Annotated in this window: 16 protein-coding genes and 1 tRNA gene; 11 read left to right on the forward strand and 6 right to left on the reverse strand. The window is 61.4% G+C overall.

Features of this window, described 5'->3' with window-relative positions:
- Positions 1–3 precede the first annotated feature (3 nt).
- Entirely contained in the window at positions 4–324 is a 321-nt protein-coding gene (locus tag DQW91_RS14135; RefSeq protein WP_112664284.1) for a porin, read from the reverse strand.
- Positions 325–456: 132 nt separating this feature from the next.
- On the opposite strand from DQW91_RS14135, the gene DQW91_RS14140 reads away from it, so the two are divergent.
- Entirely contained in the window at positions 457–729 is a 273-nt protein-coding gene (locus DQW91_RS14140) for a hypothetical protein (RefSeq protein ID WP_112664285.1), read from the forward strand.
- A 234-nt stretch (positions 730–963) separates the two neighbouring features.
- Complete coding sequence (locus DQW91_RS14145; RefSeq protein ID WP_112664286.1) at positions 964–2,313, forward strand: porin; 1,350 nt, start codon at positions 964–966, stop codon at positions 2,311–2,313.
- 28 nt (positions 2,314–2,341) lie between these two features.
- On the opposite strand, the gene DQW91_RS14150 is transcribed toward DQW91_RS14145, so the two are convergent.
- Entirely contained in the window at positions 2,342–2,728 is a 387-nt protein-coding gene (locus DQW91_RS14150) for a DUF930 domain-containing protein (RefSeq protein ID WP_245411048.1), read from the reverse strand.
- A 345-nt stretch (positions 2,729–3,073) separates the two neighbouring features.
- On the opposite strand from DQW91_RS14150, the gene DQW91_RS14155 reads away from it, so the two are divergent.
- The 7 genes from DQW91_RS14155 (at position 3,074) to DQW91_RS14185 (ending at position 10,075) form a co-directional block, all read left to right on the forward strand.
- Positions 3,074–3,790 carry a PI-PLC domain-containing protein gene (locus DQW91_RS14155; protein WP_157961455.1) on the forward strand — a complete coding sequence of 239 codons (717 nt, stop codon included), beginning with the start codon at positions 3,074–3,076 and terminating at the stop codon, positions 3,788–3,790.
- A gap of 473 nt (positions 3,791–4,263) precedes the next feature.
- Positions 4,264–4,455: a hypothetical protein gene (locus DQW91_RS14160; protein WP_112664289.1), complete on the forward strand. Its 192-nt coding sequence runs from the start codon at positions 4,264–4,266 to the stop codon at positions 4,453–4,455.
- An 84-nt stretch (positions 4,456–4,539) separates the two neighbouring features.
- The gene (locus DQW91_RS14165) at positions 4,540–6,225 is read left to right on the forward strand and encodes a peptide ABC transporter substrate-binding protein (RefSeq protein ID WP_157961456.1); all 1,686 of its coding nucleotides are present in this window, start codon (positions 4,540–4,542) and stop codon (positions 6,223–6,225) included.
- Positions 6,215–7,228, forward strand: a complete 1,014-nt coding sequence (locus DQW91_RS14170) for an ABC transporter ATP-binding protein (protein ID WP_112664291.1) — start codon at positions 6,215–6,217, stop codon at positions 7,226–7,228. The genes DQW91_RS14165 and DQW91_RS14170 overlap by 11 nt, the downstream gene beginning before the upstream one ends.
- Complete coding sequence (locus DQW91_RS14175) at positions 7,228–8,211, forward strand: ABC transporter ATP-binding protein (protein ID WP_112664292.1); 984 nt, start codon at positions 7,228–7,230, stop codon at positions 8,209–8,211. The genes DQW91_RS14170 and DQW91_RS14175 overlap by 1 nt, the downstream gene beginning before the upstream one ends.
- On the forward strand, positions 8,208–9,161 hold the full coding sequence (locus DQW91_RS14180) for an ABC transporter permease (RefSeq protein WP_245411040.1): 954 nt from the start codon (positions 8,208–8,210) through the stop codon (positions 9,159–9,161). Before DQW91_RS14175 ends, DQW91_RS14180 begins: the two co-directional genes overlap by 4 nt.
- A complete protein-coding gene (locus tag DQW91_RS14185) occupies positions 9,158–10,075 on the forward strand; it encodes an ABC transporter permease (RefSeq protein WP_112664293.1) in 918 nt (305 codons plus the stop codon). Before DQW91_RS14180 ends, DQW91_RS14185 begins: the two co-directional genes overlap by 4 nt.
- Before the next feature lie 14 nt (positions 10,076–10,089).
- Here DQW91_RS14185 and DQW91_RS14190 read toward each other — a convergent pair whose 3' ends face one another.
- The 3 genes from DQW91_RS14190 to DQW91_RS14200 all read right to left on the reverse strand — a co-directional run bounded on the left by DQW91_RS14190 (position 10,090) and on the right by DQW91_RS14200 (position 11,396).
- Positions 10,090–10,488: a DUF5615 family PIN-like protein gene (locus DQW91_RS14190; protein ID WP_112664294.1), complete on the reverse strand. Its 399-nt coding sequence runs from the start codon at positions 10,486–10,488 to the stop codon at positions 10,090–10,092.
- The gene (locus DQW91_RS14195) at positions 10,485–11,183 is read right to left on the reverse strand and encodes a hypothetical protein (protein ID WP_112664295.1); all 699 of its coding nucleotides are present in this window, start codon (positions 11,181–11,183) and stop codon (positions 10,485–10,487) included. Before DQW91_RS14195 ends, DQW91_RS14190 begins: the two co-directional genes overlap by 4 nt.
- 139 nt (positions 11,184–11,322) lie before the next feature.
- Positions 11,323–11,396: transfer RNA gene (locus DQW91_RS14200), tRNA-Gln, on the reverse strand.
- Between the two features lie 258 nt (positions 11,397–11,654).
- Between DQW91_RS14200 and DQW91_RS14205 the strand changes: the two genes are divergently transcribed.
- Together DQW91_RS14205 and DQW91_RS14210 are read left to right on the forward strand one after the other, a co-directional pair.
- Positions 11,655–12,425 carry a YoaK family protein gene (locus tag DQW91_RS14205; RefSeq protein WP_112664296.1) on the forward strand — a complete coding sequence of 257 codons (771 nt, stop codon included), beginning with the start codon at positions 11,655–11,657 and terminating at the stop codon, positions 12,423–12,425.
- A 122-nt stretch (positions 12,426–12,547) separates the two neighbouring features.
- Positions 12,548–13,144, forward strand: coding sequence for a Dps family protein (locus tag DQW91_RS14210; RefSeq protein ID WP_112664297.1), 597 nt, complete (start codon positions 12,548–12,550; stop codon positions 13,142–13,144).
- Between the two features lie 54 nt (positions 13,145–13,198).
- Here the strand turns inward: DQW91_RS14210 and DQW91_RS14215 are convergent, their stop codons facing one another.
- Entirely contained in the window at positions 13,199–16,090 is a 2,892-nt protein-coding gene (locus DQW91_RS14215) for an ATP-dependent Clp protease ATP-binding subunit (RefSeq protein WP_112664298.1), read from the reverse strand.
- Between the last annotated feature and the right edge of the window lie 108 nt (positions 16,091–16,198).

Raw genomic sequence — 16,198 nt, forward strand, 5'->3', positions numbered from 1 at the left:
GGTTTAGCGCGTCGCCCCTTGAACACGAACGACGGCGCGCAACGGGCCGTACTCCATCTGGGTGCGGGCATCGATGCTCAAGCGCCCGTCTGCGCCGATGCGCGTGCTGTCGCCGGATCGCGACCGGGCGCTTCCCGTCACCACATCGGACCGGATGCGCCCTGAAATCCGGACGCAGGTTCTGGTCCCCTCCACGGCGATGAAACCCGGCATGCACGTATGCGAAATGCCGGGAGGTGCGGAAGTCCCATCACGCGGCGAGGCTCCGGCAGCGCCCGGCACAGCCATGAGGAGCAGCGCAGGAAAGGCCCAACCCAGCTTCATCGTCCATGCTCCGTCTCGGCCAATGGGATGGCCTCAAAGCCCAATTTAAACCAACGCGACCCGTTGTCTAATGCTGCGGGAGGATTAGTTCCCGTTTAGCATCCGGGCAATGCGGCATGTGGGGAGAAGGACATGAAGCGGATTTCAGGCGCTCTGGCCATCGCGTTCCTGCTCTCGGCGCAGTGCCTGCCCGCCTCGGCGCAAAACGCTTCCGCCGGTGCCTTCGGATCGATGTCCCCGGGCGCTTACGGCAACGGCGGCGGTGGGCAAAGCGACTTCCAAACGGTCCGGGAAAGCATGGTCAAGAAGATGCGGGACGGCACTTATGCCGATCTCGTTCGGCAGGGCCAGGAAAACATGGATGCCTTTGTGCGCCTGAAAGAACGCGAGGCCGCCCGGCGCTAGAACATCCCCGATAACCTGCCCCTAAACTTTCCCGCTACTCAAACGCCATGATAGCGCTGCGTCTTCTCACAAGAGTAGCGAGCGCTGTCTTTTTTGCAGTTCAAGTTACCGATGACAAGCCAAAGACTAATATACTCATTGTTAAATTGCGGTTGACATAATCATCATTCCAAGTTGATCTCCCAAGACATAACGGGCTCGCCCTCGTCTTAGGGAATAGTTGGAGTTCAGCCGATGACGTTTGCGAAGCGCCTTCTCGTCGGTTCCGCCCTCGGCCTTGCCGCAGCGGCTGGAGCGCAAGCTGCGGACCTTCCTGCCAAGAGTGCCCTCCCGGTCGAATATGTCCGCGTCTGCTCGGCCTATGGCTCGGGCTTTTTTTATGTTCCTGGGACGGATAGCTGCCTGAAGATCGGCGGCCGCGTGCGGGCGGAAATGCTTTATGTCGATCCCCTCACCCGTGCGGATGACACGCTCGGCTTCAGGGTTCGCGGGCGCATCCAGCTCGATAACCGCACCGCCACCGCCTATGGCCTGCTGCGGGCCTTCGTGCGGTTCGAGATCACCCGCGTTTCAGGCCTGCCATTCGGACAGTTGGGAACGATTTCTACAACCCCTGCGGTTGCCCAGGCCTATGTGCAATTCGCCGGCCTCACCGCCGGTCAGGTGACGTCATTCTTCTCAAATCCTGACCTGCCTGTGGTCCATATGGGCACCATTCGCTACGACGACGCGCCTGATGTGGCGCTGCTGGCCTACACCTATTCGTTCGGCAACGGCCTCTCGGCCTCTCTCTCGGTCGAGGATGGTCTTGGCCGGCGGCAGCTCAACTCGTTCACGCCCATCGCAACCACCGCCGCGCTCACCCCTGCCGGGCAAATGCTTCCGGATGTGGTAGCCAACCTTCGTTATGCCGGCACATGGGGTTCTGTCCAACTCGCGGGCGCTCTCCATCAGATCCGCGATGACGGCGTGGCAAACTCCACAGTCAACGGAGTCTTCGTCCCCGGCCGCCCCTTTGCCGGCACCGAGTACGGATACGCCGTCGGAGTCCAGGGCAGCGTGAATCTGCCGATGATCGCTCCCAGCGATTCCGCCTGGTATGCCCTGACCTATGTGGATGGCGCGCTGAGCTATCTCGGCTTCGGCACCTACAACGCGAGCCGCTTTGGTGCGGGCCTCGTGAGCACCCCCGCCGTCGATGTCTTCGTCAATCCGCTGACGAACGAGATCAGCAAGGCGAAGGGCTATTCCATCGCGGGTGGTTTCAACCATTATTGGACGCCGACATTCCGCTCCAGCGTCTTCGGTTCCTACGCGCGCGTCGAGTACTCCAACGGCGCAACGGCCATCGGCCCCTTGGGCAATGTCACCGGCCTTCCGGATTTCTCCGAGTGGCGCCTCGGCGCCAGCACGTTCTGGATGCCGGTTAGCGGCTTCGCGGCCGGCGCGGAAGTCATTTACATCAACGCCAATCCGCAAGGGCGCATTCTCACCACGCAGGCAGGGGCCGCCGGGTCTCTGACACGCCTGATCGGCGCCGACTCCGCCATCGAAGGCCGCCTGCGTTTGCAACGGGATTTTTGATACGAAAACGGGGCGCTCGAACGCCCCCTCAATTCCAAAGGCCGTATTCTTCCCAGCGGGCTTCCGGAATCTCGTCACCGGCTGTGTATTCGAAAGAGAGCGCCGATTTCTGGTCCGGCGTCAGCGTGCATTTGAATTCCATCCGGTACCAGCGCCCGTTCTCGCGGAACGCGCCGCCTTTGCCTTCCACGGTGCCCCCTTCGATGTCGGGGTTTTCCATCGCATCGACAATCACCCTGTCGACCTTGCTGAACTGAGCGCTGCGCCGAAGCTCCTGGGCGGCCTTGATGTCACACACCTGCATCATCCGCGTCGTGGGCTCGAGACGATCGAGCCCGCGCTCCATCCGGGGGCCGGACGCCAGGGCTGGCACGATAAGGGCAAGGGAGGCGGCAATGCCAGAAACCAACCGCACCGCGAACAACAACGGACTTCTCCTGAGAACATGCGGGAATCAAAGACTTAAAACGAGAGATCCCTGCTGCCGGACCGTGGCCAGATCATGGCTGAGACAGCCTTTCGATGTCCGTTGCAGCCGCGATACGCGAGTTGTATGTGAAGAGGCATGTCTGGCGCGGCGACCGCACGTCGCCGCTTTCTCAAGAAGAACAGCTTTTCAATGAGAATATTCGTCATTGTTTCAGCGGCCATATTGGCGGCCCTGGTCGGCGGAATAGCCGCCTTTTCATCTCACACCGACGACCGCTACTGGCCTTCCGCGATTACGCGTCTGAACCACAGTCTCGCTGGCAAGCCTTTCTTGTTCATCGCGCATGCCGGAGGTGGATACGACAATCTTTCATACACGGAATCGCTGGACGCCCTGGGAAGATCTTATGAAAACGGCTTCCGCTTCTTCGAGCTCGACTTCATGCGGACCAGCGACAGGCAGATCGTCTGCATCCACGATTGGCGAAACGGCCTCCTGAGCTTTGAGGAGTTCAACCGCCGCAAGTACGACAAGAACAATCCCCTGATGCGGCTCAACAACTGCGATGTAGCCTCGCTGGGTGAGTTTCTCGCGAAACACCAGGACGCTTCGCTCATCCTCGATACCAAGGAAAAAGACGCGCCTGCGGTGTTCTTCGAAATCACATCGCGCCTCCAATCCGAGCATGGCATCCAGACGAACCGCATCATCCCTCAGGCCTACAGCCTTCAGGAAACGCGGCTCTATCGCGCAGCCGGGTTTCCGAACATCATCTACACCATCTACAAGGCGCGTAACGCAGAGGATGTTTCGGCCGCATGCGATCTTGGCGGCGTTGCAATAACGGCCCCGATCGAATGGATTTTGGGAAAGCGCCTCCTGTCCGACTCGAAGACCAACCCCTTTTCAGCCCTGGGCGACAGGTGCCCGGTTTTCGTTCATCCGGTCAGCAAGAAGGAAGACGTGGCAAGGGCCCTTGAAAAGGTTCCGCAAATCCAGGGGGTCTACACCCACTTCCTGCGCCCGCAACTTCCGACGGCTCCTTGAGCGGAAGCGGCTTTCAGAACGGTTGAAGCAGTTGGAAAGCCCCCGCGCGGCCCAAGGCCTTGCGCGGGAAGCCCGGAAATGAATATTCTCCTCATCGGCGCGTTTGGAGAAAAAATTCCCCATCATGAGCGTTCTTAAAAAAGAACATTTTGATTGACGAGGCGATCAAAAACGCGCTATCCAGTAACAGTTCCGAAACGCCGACAGGCTGATCGGTTCCGCGGTGATTTGAAGTGTACAGCTTGCGCCGCGTCATCAAACGCTAAAGCGTCACGAAGCGCCCATGCGCCTCGTGATCCGCAGTCAAGGATTGCCGATCATGATCGTCATCGAAGCCTCCTCCTCCCTGCTTCGCCGAACCCGCCGCGCGCGGGCAAGCCGCGACTGTTGTCGCTTCTGAGAACGAAAACTCACGTCCCGTTTCAGATCATCGGCTTTACCGGCTCAAGACCCGGCAGCAGGAGAATTGCGCCATGACAACGCGCACCGCCACACACGCCATTGAAATCGACGATGTCATCGCAGGCATCGCCGTCGCCACAAGAGGCGGCTTCCGCTTCTTCGCGGCGGAAGCACCCTTCCGCCCCCTCGATCAGGAGGTCTTCCTCTCCATCGCCCACGTCAATCAGGCCGTACGCGCAAGGCTTACGGCCCCCCATCACTAGAGGTCGCTCGTGTCTCTTCGAAACACGACCAGCCTCTAGCTTCTGATCATGCTCTCGTCACGACCTCAAGAAAGTGCTCGACTGATGTCTCTCCTTCATTCCAACCTGCGAAAAGCTCTTCTCGGCTCTCTCGCCATTGCCGCGACATTCGGTTTGTCCGGCGTTGCGCAGGCCGCCAAGGACCAACTGGTCATCGGCGCCACGCAATATCCCTCGAACCTCAATCCCAATCACGAAGCGATCACCTCGAAGGATTACATCCTGGGCTTCGTGTTCCGTCAGGCGACGGCCTTCAATGGAGACGGCAAGAACGTCTGCCTGATCTGCACCGAGCTGCCGACCATCGAGAACGGGCTTGCGAAGATCGAAACCCGTGACGACGGCTCGAAAGGCCTCGCGATCACCTTCAAGATTCAACCCAAGGCCGCCTGGGGCGATGGCGTTCCGGTCACCGCGAAGGACGTTCTGTTCACCTGGAATCTGGGTCGCCAGAAGGAAGCCGGCTTCCTAAGCCTCGATGCCTATGCGCGCTACGAGAAGATCGATGTCGTGGACGACAAGACGGTCATCCTCCACACCAAGACCGTGCGCAGCGACTACAACGAGTTCGGCCGCTTCCGCATCCTGCCGGAGCATATCGAAGGCCCCATCGTGAAGAGCGTGGGCGTTGCGGAATACCCCAAGAACACGGCGTACAACCGCGCATCGACGACACCCGGTCTCTATAACGGCCCGTACCTCATCAAGGAGGTTCAGTCCGGCGCAGCGGTCGTTCTGGAGCCGAACCCCCATTGGTATGGCAAGGCTCCGTATTTCAAGCGCATCACCATCCGCACCATCGAGAACTCCGCCGCGCTGCAGGCCAATGTTCTCTCCGGCGATGTCGATTTCGCGCCTGGCGATGGCGTGGGTCTGACGACCGACCAGGTGATCGAGCTGGAGAAGTCGAGCAAGGGCAAGTTCGATTTCATCTACAAGCCCGGCTACAGCTACGAGCACATCGACTTGCAGAAGAACAACCCGATCCTGCAGGACAAGCGCGTTCGCCAGGCTCTCCTTTACTCCATCAACCGCAAGGCGCTCACGGACAAGCTGTTCGAGGGCAAGGAGCCTGTCGCGGATAACTTCCTCGCCCCCATCAGCCCGCTCTACAACAAGGACGTTTCGAAGTTCGCCTTCGATCCCAAGAAAGCGGCGGCGCTCCTTGATGAAGCCGGCTGGAAGGTCGGTGCGGACAAGGTCCGCGTGAATGCACAGGGTCAGCGCCTCTCGCTCGATTTCGGCACGACGGCGGGCAACAAGGTGCGCGAGCTTGTGCAGCAGGTGCTGCAGAGCCAATGGCGCGATGTCGGCGTCGAAGTCGTCATCAAGAACGAGCCCGCGCGCACGTTCTTCGGCGAGACGGCCCGCAAGCGTACTTATGGCGGCCTTGCCCTCTATGCCTGGACCAGCGATCCGGACGAGCCGCCGGTGCGCAACCTGCACACCAGCGCCATTCCGGTCGAGGCCAACAACTGGGCCGGCAACAACATCGCCGCCTTCTCCAATGCGGAGTTCGACGCCGCGCTCGACAAGATCCTCGTGGAACTGGACCCCGCCGCCCGCAAGAAGCTGTGGGCCGATCTCCAGCGCATCTATGTCGAAGAGCTGCCCGTTCTCCCGCTCTTCTTCCGCGTCCAACCCTTTGCGCTGCCGAAGTGGCTGAAGGGCGTCGAGCCGACCGGAAGCGGCGTGAGCACCCACTGGGCCGAAAACTGGCATGCGATCTGATCGCCTCGATGAAGCGCCTGGGCAGGACCTGCCCAGGCTCTCCGTTCCCCCTGTTCTCGAAGTCGACGGCCTGACCGTCGACTTTCCGTCTCCGCATGGCGGCAAGCGCGTGGTCGATGGCATCAGCTACTCGATCGCGCGCGGCCGCACGCTTGGGGTGGTGGGCGAGAGCGGCTGCGGCAAGTCGATGACGGCCCTCGCCCTTCTGGGGCTTGTTCCGTCTTCAGGCCGCATGACGGGCCGCATCACGCTCAATGGCCGCAGCTTGTCCGATCTCTCCGCGAAGGATTGGCCGGATGTGCGGGGGCAACGCATCGCGCTCGTCTTTCAGGAGCCGATGACCGCGCTCAACCCCGCCATGCGCATCGGCGACCAGATCGCCGAGGTTCTGACAATCCACGAAGGCTTGCGAAAGACCGAGGCGCGGGAACGCGCCATCGAGCAACTGCGCCTTGTCGGCATTCCCTCCGCCGCGGAGCGCGCGAAGGCCTATCCGCACCAGCTCTCCGGCGGCATGCGCCAGCGCGCGGTGATCGCGATGGCCCTTGCCTGCCGCCCGGACGTACTCATCGCAGACGAGCCGACGACCGCGCTCGATGTGACGATCCAAGCGCAGATCCTGGAATTGATGCAGCAATTGCAGGATGAGATCGGCATGGCCGTGCAATTCATCAGCCACAACCTCGCCGTTGTTTCCGAGATCGCCGACGACGTCATCGTCATGTACGCGGGCCAGATCGTCGAGCGCGCGAGTTCTGCCGATCTGTTCGCGGAGCCCTTGCATCCCTACACGCAAGGGCTGATCGAAACGCTGCCGGAGATCGGGCGTGCTCAGGATGAGTTGCCGGTGATCGCGGGCACCGTGCCGAGCCATTACCATGACATCCCGGGCTGCCGCTTCGCCGGACGTTGCCCGAAGGCCGACGCCTCTTGCCGCGCCGTTGCACCGGCGCTACGGCCTGTCCGACTGGGCCGCGAAGTGGCCTGCCACAAGGTTTCGTGATGCCGGCACTTCTCTCCGTTGACGGGCTCAACGTTTCATTCCCCCTCGACAGCCACAGCCTGCTGCCGGGGCGGCGGCGTGTGGTCCACGCAGTGCAGGACGTGCGTTTCGAGATCGCCGTCGGCGAGACGCTTGCCCTCGTCGGCGAAAGCGGTTGCGGCAAGACGACGGTGGGGCGCGCGATTGCCGGTCTCGGCAAGGTGCCGAAGGGCATCGTTCGCCTGCGCGGTGAATACCTGTCCGACCTGCCGCGCGCGCAACGCCGCGCCGCGCGTCAGGCGATCCAGATGGTCTTTCAGGACCCGTTCTCATCCCTCGATCCCCGCATGACCGTGCGCCAGATCCTGCAGGAGCCGCTCGACATCAACGGCATTGGCACCGCGCAGGAGCGCAACGCCCGCGTTGCGGATCTTCTCGGCCAGGTCGGCCTGCCAGCGGACGCGCTTGAGCGCTACCCGCACGAGTTCTCCGGCGGCCAGCGTCAGCGGATCGCCATTGCGCGGGCTCTCGCACCGAACCCTGCGCTGATCGTCGCCGACGAGCCGCTCTCGGCCCTCGACGTTTCTATCCAGAGCCAAACACTCAATCTTCTGCAGAAGCTCAAACGCGAGCGGGGCTTGAGCTATCTGTTCATCAGCCACGATCTGGCGAGCGTCTATCACCTCGCGGATCGCGTCGCCGTCATGTATCTCGGGCGTCTGGTGGAACTGGCGGACCGCGACACGCTCTTCGCCTCACCGCGCCATCCCTATACGCAGGGGCTTCTGGCAGCCGTGCCGCGCATCGGCCAGGGTCGCCGCCGCAGAACGCTGATCGAAGGGGATCTTCCAAGCCCCCTCGCCTTGCCGTCCGGATGCGCCTTCCATCCGCGATGCCCTCTCGCGAAGGACATCTGTCGGCAGAAGCGCCCCGAGATGAAACCGCTCGCATCGAGCCCCGCCCAATCCGTCGCCTGCCACTTCGCCGAGGAGAGCGCCGCGTGACTCTCTACCTGCTTCGCCGGTTGTTCGGCATGGCGCTGGTTCTTTTGGCCATGTCGTTCGTTGTCTACGGCCTCATCGGCCTGATGCCGGGAGACCCGATTGACCTCATGGTCATGTCGAACCCGGGCATGACCGCAGCCGATGCGGACCGCCTCCGCGCACTGCACGGGCTCGACCAACCGCTCATCATCCGCTACTGGCGCTGGCTCACGGCGGCGTTGAGCGGCGATTTCGGCTTCTCCCGCGTCTATGCCCGCCCCACTCTCGAAATCATCGGCCCGGCTTTGTGGCAGACGACGAAACTTGTCTCGCTCACATTGGTCATCGGCAGCCTTCTCTCGGTGCTCCTCGGCGTTGCGGCCGCAATACGCCCGCGCGGAAAGTTCGACACCATCGTAAGCTTCTTCAGCTTCGCCGGCATCTCGCTGCCGACGTTCTGGCTGGCGCTCATTCTCATCCTCGTCTTCGCCGTGCGGCTCGGATGGCTGCCTGCCAGCGGCATGGGTCCATCCGACCCGAGCAGCCTGTGGGATTCCTTGCGCTATCTCGTTCTTCCCGTCTCGACCCTCGTCATCGCGAATGTCGGCGGGCTGACGCGCTTTGCGCGCTCATCGATGATCGAGACGCTAAGGATGGACTTCATCCGCACCGCCCGCGCGAAAGGCGCGCGCAGCGCGCGCGTGGTCTGGCGTCACGCATTGCCCAACGCGCTGACCTCTGTCGTCACCATCATCGGCCTGAATTTCGGCACGCTGCTTTCCGGCGCGCTGGTGACGGAAACCATGTTCGCGCAGCGCGGCCTCGGCAAGACGATCTACGACGCCGTGCTCGGCAACGATTTCAACCTCGCCCTCGTGGCGTTGCTGTTCGCGACCTTCGCGACGCTTCTGGGCAACCTTCTGGCAGACCTCGCCTATGCGTGGCTCGATCCGAGAGTTTCTGTGACATGACGACGGCAACCCTCACAAGAGCATCGTCATCCCCCTGGCGGCTGCGCTGGCGGCGGTTCTACCGCAACAAGGCCGCTTTGAGCGGGCTGATCGTCCTTGGCCTCCTCATCGTGTTCTCGCTCCTCGCCGCGCCGCTGGAGAGTTTTCTTGAGATCGACGCCAACAATGCGGACCTCCTCTCCCGCTTCGACCCGCCTTCCGCACAGCATTGGCTGGGTAACGACGAACTTGGGCGCGATGTGCTGGTTCGCCTGATGTATGGCGGGCAGGTCTCGCTCGCCGTGGGCTTCGCAGCGACGCTCCTCGGTGCGATGTTCGGTGTCACTGTCGGCCTTCTCGCAGGCTATTTCGGCGGACGCACCGATGCGGTTCTCATGCGCCTCACCGATGGCGTGATCGCGCTGCCGCTGCTCCCCCTTCTCATCATTCTCGCGGCCATCGACCTCACCAAGCTCGGCTTCTCGACGGATTTCGCGCGCTCGGGCGCCGCGAGCTTCTACCGTATCGTCCTCATCATCGCCCTCGTCGACTGGACGCGCATCGCGCGCATCGTCCGGGCTTCGACCCTGAGCGTGCGCGAGCGGGAATTCATTCTCGCCGCACGAGTCTCGGGAGCGGGAACGACGCGCATTCTTGTGCGGAACGTGCTGCCCAACGTGATCGCGCCCATCATCGTCGCGTGCAGTCAGGTGCTCGGCAGCGTCATCCTCTTCGAGGCCGTCCTGAGCTTCCTCGGCTTCGGCATCGTGCCGCCGACGCCAAGCTGGGGCAACATGCTCAACAACGCCCAGGAACTGGTGACGACCGCCCCCGCGCTCGCCATCTACCCCGGCCTCCTGATCTTCATCACCGTCGTCGCGGTCAATTTCGTCGGAGACGGCCTTCAGGACGCGTTCGACCCGCGGGCGAATTGATGGGTCGATTGGCGTTAAAGTTTCAGTTGTTTGATACGAGTGCTCTTCATAGGCAACTCGAACATAGCGCCTCCCTCAACTCTTTCGGCGAGTGCCTCCATGCCCTCCCATAGAGCCAAGATCCGCTCCGCCTGCTTGATGAAGGGCGCCTTGTAGAGACCTTTGGATAGGAAAAATCCGATCAGGCGAGAGCTTCGAAAGATGGTGTACTCTGCCTTGTTGCGAGTGATGCGCCGGTCACCAGAGATTATAACCCAACGCCCCTCTCTATTGAGCACAGTGATCCACTCCGGATCCTTGACGCCAGCACTAAACCGTTCACGAAGATGAATGATTTCGTGCTGTCCTATGAACAGCGCATTTAGAGCTCTAGCGAGCGGAGGTGGCAAGTTTTCGTCAACGAGAACTTTCACGCGGCGCGCAGATATTCTTCAAACCTCATCGCGTCCCGGACGACACCAACCGGAACCTCGTAGAGGTGTGCCACTCGATCAACTGAGCCCTCGGCCTCGACCGCATCTGCAAGAACAACAGTTGGAACGCCGTAGTCCGCAACAATGGGCTGACCAAATGATCTCTGCGGGTCAATAACGACGGTATCCTTACCGTTGAATGGCCGCCAACGGGTCACAGCATCGTCTTCAATGTCGAGATCTTTGAAGGTGCGCTCGATTGTGACCTTGAACACATATTGGCGCTGCTTCAGATCAAGTAACTCTGTCTCACCCGTCGTGAGCAAACTATCCAGGAATACTGTGCGACCGTCGGTCTTGAACCGGCGAGTTGAGAAAGGCCTCTCGTCCTTCACGCACTCCCTCGCATAGTCGAGGCAGTGTCGGATCGTTTTGAGCCCGAGCCCAGCCTCGATAAAGGCATTCACGAATCGAAGTTCGATGAGATCGCGGAAGCCGAGTTCAAGATGATCGTCGAATGTGGGGAGTTCTGGCGTCCAGAGCGGAGGCATTCGCCCCCCCTTATAAGCATACCCTCCAAGCCAACGGTTGATATTGCGACCGGGCACTTTAAGCAGGCGCGCGGCCTCCGGGACGGTATAGTAACCGACCCCGAGCGGGACGTTCTGAGCAGAAGCATTCGCACGCGTAGCCATGTCTGAATAAGTACCTGACGGTTGTCCGAAACGCTAGAGGCTTGCAATGAGATCACGAAGCTTCGTCGCTCGAAGTTATCAAAACTTGAGCGTTAGACTTCTAAGATAATCAAGTAGCGGACTTAATAAGTTGAATTCTTGGCTGGGGGACCTGGATTCGAACCAGGACTAGCGGAGTCAGAGTCCGCGGTTCTACCGTTAAACTATCCCCCATCGAAGATGCTGATTTTGCTCGCCTTTTTGGGTTTCTTTCGCGAAACCGCAGGGGCAAAACCGTCCCGAACCTTCGTGGTGGGCGCTGAATATGACCTTTTTCGGCCCCGGTCAACAGGATCGACGATGAGATTTTCACTTCTGGCCTCCAGCGGAGTGGAAAGCTGCCGCTGGAGGGCATAACATCGCGCCCGGACCGGCTGCGCCCCTTCGAGACAGCGCGCGGCGAGGCAGGATGCGATGCACTTGCAGCAAGGAATGGGCGAACGCCGAACCTTCGCCAACCGCTACGCCATCTCAGTGAGGCGGGTCGTCGCTTCCGAGCGGACAGAAACCGCCGACATGCAACTGGGAATCACCCTCACCTTCGTCGCGGGGGCGATCAATGCGGGCGGGTTTCTGGCGGTGGGGCAATACACTTCGCACATGTCGGGAATTTTCTCCGCAATGGCGGACAATCTGGCGCTTGGCGCTTTCGGGCTCGTCGTCCTCGGCCTTGGGGCGTTCGTGCCGTTCATCGTCGGCGCGGCCTGTTCGGCGATGCTCATCAACTGGGGCCGCCGCCAGCGGAGGGGGAGCCAATACGCCCTGCCCCTGACTCTCGAAGCCGTCCTGCTCCTGTGCTTCGGCATCTTCGGCGTGATTTTTCGTCCAACACCGGAGTCGGGCCTCGCGGCCGTGCCGCTGCTCACCTTCATCATGGGATTGCAGAACGCCACCGTCACGAAAATCTCCGGCGCGCGGATGCGCACCACGCACATCACCGGCATCGTCACCGATATCGGCATCGAGCTTGGAAAACTGTTCTACTGGAACCGCCTCGCATCCGAGCCGGAGCGGCCCGCCGTGATGGCCGACAGGCGCAAGCTGCGCCTGCTGTCGTCGCTCCTCGGTTCCTTTTTCGCAGGCGGCGTCCTCGGTGCGCTCGGCTTCAAGTATATCGGCTTCCTGGCATGCGTGCCGCTTGCCCTGCTTCTGCTGGCGCTTGTCCTGCCGTCGCTGGCGCAGGACATGAAGCCGCAACGATAGCGCCGGGCGGTTTTTCGAAGCCGCGAAAGACTGGACGGATCCTCCCCGCGCCACAGATGAGGTTAAACGACAGCCCGCCCGGCTGCCCTCACGTTTGACTTTCAGCGGAAAAGGTTCACGTCATGGCGAAGACGATGCAAAAGAGTGCAACGGCTCAGAAGGTGCAATACAGCCAGCCCTGGCTGCACCAGCGCGGCGAGACCATTCAGGCGTTCGGCACCGTGCGGCAGTTCCCGATCGGCCTGTCATATGAGACACGGCTCTATTCCTGCCAGCGCCTCAACCAGATCCTGGCGGACACGCAAATCCTGCACGCGCTCTACAAGAAGCATCACTGGCTCATGCGCGGCCCGAGCTTCTATCAGCTGCATCTTCTGCTCGACAAACATGCGGATGAACAGATCGCCCTCGTGGACGAAATCGCGGAGCGCATTCAGACCCTCGGCGGCATCGCTGTCGGCGATCCGCGCCATGTGGCGGAATTCACGCGCATTCCCCGCGCACCCGATGGATGCGAGGAAGTGCCCGCAATGCTCTCGCGCCTTCTGGAGGCGCATGAGCTGATCCTGATCGATGCGCACGACGCCGCCTCGAAGGTGAACGAATACGGCGACGACGGCAGCAACGACCTGATCGTGTCAAACGTCATCCGCACCGGCGAGTTGCAGGCCTGGTTCCTCGCAGAGCATCTCGTCGACACGCCGCTCGTCCATGCGTGACGGGAAACGGAAGCGCGGAGCGTTCATGCTCCGCGCTTGAAGACTTTCGCTCGGTTAAAAACGATTCCGTGTCACGGATAATGCGTCACTGGCGGGGAAGGTTGCTTCAAGCGCCTCGTCAAGTAATGCATCGACATGCTTCTTCTTTGCGCCATTCCCCCGTCTCTTGACGGGAGGCGATTTCTTTCCGGGTTTCTTGCCGGCTTTCTTGGCGACCTTTTTAGCTGCTTTCCCGGCAGCGGCCTTTTGCGGCGCCTCAGCCTGCGCCACCGTGAAGGTCACGTCCCTCTTCGCCTTGTCATAGCTGCAGACAACGCGGTTGCCCTCCTTGATGGAGCCTTGCAGCATCTCTTTCGCGAGCTTGGTCTCGATGAGCTGGCGGATCTGCCGGCGCAGTTCGCGCGCGCCGAATTCAGGCTGATAGCCTGTCTCGGCCAGGTGTTCGAGAACGCTGTCGTCAAAGACGAGATCCACGTCCTGCCCCTGTGCCGTCTTGCGGACCCGCTCGAGCTGCATACCGACGATGGTCTTGATCTGCGTCTTGTCGAGCGCGTGGAAAATAATGATCTCATCGATGCGATTCAGGAACTCCGGACGGAAGTGGGAGCGCAGAACGCCCATCACGCCCTCGCGCATGCCCTCCGTGGGATGCGTGGTGAAACCGGGAGCCTGACGCCCGCCCATGATGACGTCTGAAGCGAGGTTGCTGGTCGCGATGATCAGGGTGTTGGTGAAATCGACCACCCGCCCCTTGCCGTCCGTCAGTCGGCCGTCGTCGAAGACCTGCAAAAGAACGTTGTAGACATCCGCGTGAGCCTTCTCGATCTCATCGAGCAGCACAACGCTGTAGGGCCTGCGCCGCACGCGCTCGGTCAGTTGCCCGCCTTCCTCATAACCCACATAGCCGGGCGGCGCGCCGATGAGCCGCGCAACGGAGTGGCGCTCCATGTACTCGCTCATGTCGAGCCGGACGATGGCGTCCTCATCTCCGAAGACGACCTCCGCGAGCGCCTTGGCGAGCTCCGTCTTGCCGACGCCCGTGGGGCCGAGGAACATGAAGGTGGCGATGGGCTTGCGGCCCTCCTGTAATCCTGCGCGCGCCAGCCTGATGGCGTCGCTGACGGCGCGGATGGCCTCCTCCTGCCCGATGACGCGCTGGTGAAGCCGCTCCTCCATCCGCAGGAGCTTCGACTTTTCCTCTTCCGTCAGTTCGGTGACGGGAATGCCGGTGAGCTTTGAGACGATTTCCGCGATGTGCTCCGCCGTGACTTCCGCCGTGCTCGATCCGATTTTCTGCTTCCACGCGTCGGTGGCAGCAGTCAATTCCTTGGTCTTCGCGGCAAGCTGCTCATCGAACTCCTTGGCGCGGTCAAACCTTTTCCGCGAAGTCGCATAAGCCTGCTCGCGCCTGAGTTGCGCAATCTCGGATTCGAGCTCCTGAATCTCCACCGGGCGGGAGGTGATGGACAGGTGCACGCGCGCCGCTGCCTGATCGATCAGGTCGATGGCCTTGTCGGGCAGGAAACGGCCCGTCACGTATCGGTCGGACAATTCCGCCGCCGCGACGAAGGCCTGATCCTGAATGGTCACCTTGTGGTGCACCTCGAGTCTATCTCTCAACCCGCGCAGAATGTTCACTGTCTGCTCAACGGTAGGTTCCGAGACGAAGACCGGCTGGAAACGACGCTCAAGGGCTGCGTCCTTCTCGATATATTTCTGATACTCGTTCAGCGTCGTCGCGCCGATCAGGTTCATCTCGCCGCGCGCCATCGCGGGCTTGAACACGTTCGCGACATCGAGGCCGCCCTCGCCGCCGCCCTGCCCCGCGCCGACGATGGTGTGAACCTCATCGATGAAGAGAACGAGCCCCTCCTTCTGCTCGGCGATCTCGTCCATCACCTGCTTCACACGCTCTTCGAACTCGCCGCGATATTTCGACCCCGCGACAAGGGAGTTCACGTTGAGCTCGATGAGACGCTTGTCGCGCAGCACCTCGGGCACATCCCGGTTCACGATGCGCTGCGCGAGCCCTTCGACAATGGCGGTCTTGCCGACGCCGGGTTCGCCGATCAGAACGGGGTTGTTCTTCTTGCGCCGGGCCAGCACCTCGATGGTGGTCTCCACCTCCTTGGAGCGCCCGATCACGGGATCGAGCTTGCCTTCGCGGGCGAGCCTGGTGAGATCGCGGCTGAACTTGTCGAGCTGCGGCGTGTTGGTGGGAATTTCGACGCGCCCCTCCTCCGCGCCCTTGCCGACGATGCGCAGCGTCTGCTGGCGCAAGGCCTGCGGCGTCAGGCCATATTTGGCAAGGAGATTGCCGGCGAAACTGTCCGGAACTTCCGCAAGGCCGAGCAGAAGATGTTCCGGCCCAACATAACTGTGCCCCAATTCGCGGGAGGCGATGAAGCCGCGGTCGAGCGCGCTTTTCACGCGCGGAGAAACCGCGATCTGCTCTTCACTCGAGGGCTCGGCCCCCTCTCCTTTCGTTGCATTCTGGTCGATATAGGCGCGCAGCTCATCCGGCGAGACCTTGAACTGCTGCAGAATCGTCTGCACCGCATCGCTCTCGGGCAACTCATAGAGCAGGTGCTCGGTATCCACGACGCGCTTGCCGAACTGCACGGCGCGCTCAGCCGCACGTTGCAGAATCTCTTTCGATTGCTCGCTGAAATGCTGTTCGAGATTGAGCGCCTCGCGCTCCTGCGCAGGGCCGCGCCGCGCCGAACCGCGCGGGATCGGAGGCACCTCATTCTGCGCGCCGAAAAAGTCGTCAAACAATCCGCCGCGAAAGAGCGATTCAAGCGGGGAGAGTGCCCTCTGGTGGCGGCTGAGTTGGGCATAATGATAATCGCAGACATCCAGTTGCTTGCGCTGTCCATTTTGGATGACGGTCACACGGACCGAAGCCGGACGGACCCCACAGATTTCGCACAAATGTTGCGCCATCGCTCATCCTCCATGCCGCAGCGAAGCGGGCACACGCCCACGCTCCTTGCATCGTGGAGAAGAGATCTATGGCTGACCGCCCTGCCGACAACCTCAGGCCACGGATAG

Origin of the sequence: Microvirga flavescens (assembly GCF_003290125.1) — a bacterium.
Lineage (GTDB): Bacteria > Pseudomonadota > Alphaproteobacteria > Rhizobiales > Beijerinckiaceae > Microvirga > Microvirga flavescens.

Excerpts from the sequence above, each read along its gene's own strand:
- DQW91_RS14135 (WP_112664284.1), bottom strand. The coding sequence starts at position 324 with ATGAAGCTGGGTTGGGCCTTTCCTGCGCTGCTCCTCATGGCTGTGCCG.
- DQW91_RS14140 (WP_112664285.1), top strand. The coding sequence starts at position 457 with ATGAAGCGGATTTCAGGCGCTCTGGCCATCGCGTTCCTGCTCTCGGCG.
- DQW91_RS14145 (WP_112664286.1), top strand. The coding sequence starts at position 964 with ATGACGTTTGCGAAGCGCCTTCTCGTCGGTTCCGCCCTCGGCCTTGCC.
- DQW91_RS14160 (WP_112664289.1), top strand. The coding sequence starts at position 4,264 with ATGACAACGCGCACCGCCACACACGCCATTGAAATCGACGATGTCATC.
- DQW91_RS14165 (WP_157961456.1), top strand. The coding sequence starts at position 4,540 with ATGTCTCTCCTTCATTCCAACCTGCGAAAAGCTCTTCTCGGCTCTCTC.
- DQW91_RS14170 (WP_112664291.1), top strand. The coding sequence starts at position 6,215 with ATGCGATCTGATCGCCTCGATGAAGCGCCTGGGCAGGACCTGCCCAGG.
- DQW91_RS14175 (WP_112664292.1), top strand. The coding sequence starts at position 7,228 with ATGCCGGCACTTCTCTCCGTTGACGGGCTCAACGTTTCATTCCCCCTC.
- DQW91_RS14185 (WP_112664293.1), top strand. The coding sequence starts at position 9,158 with ATGACGACGGCAACCCTCACAAGAGCATCGTCATCCCCCTGGCGGCTG.
- DQW91_RS14195 (WP_112664295.1), bottom strand. The coding sequence starts at position 11,183 with ATGGCTACGCGTGCGAATGCTTCTGCTCAGAACGTCCCGCTCGGGGTC.
- DQW91_RS14205 (WP_112664296.1), top strand. The coding sequence starts at position 11,655 with ATGGGCGAACGCCGAACCTTCGCCAACCGCTACGCCATCTCAGTGAGG.
- DQW91_RS14210 (WP_112664297.1), top strand. The coding sequence starts at position 12,548 with ATGGCGAAGACGATGCAAAAGAGTGCAACGGCTCAGAAGGTGCAATAC.
- DQW91_RS14215 (WP_112664298.1), bottom strand. The coding sequence starts at position 16,090 with ATGGCGCAACATTTGTGCGAAATCTGTGGGGTCCGTCCGGCTTCGGTC.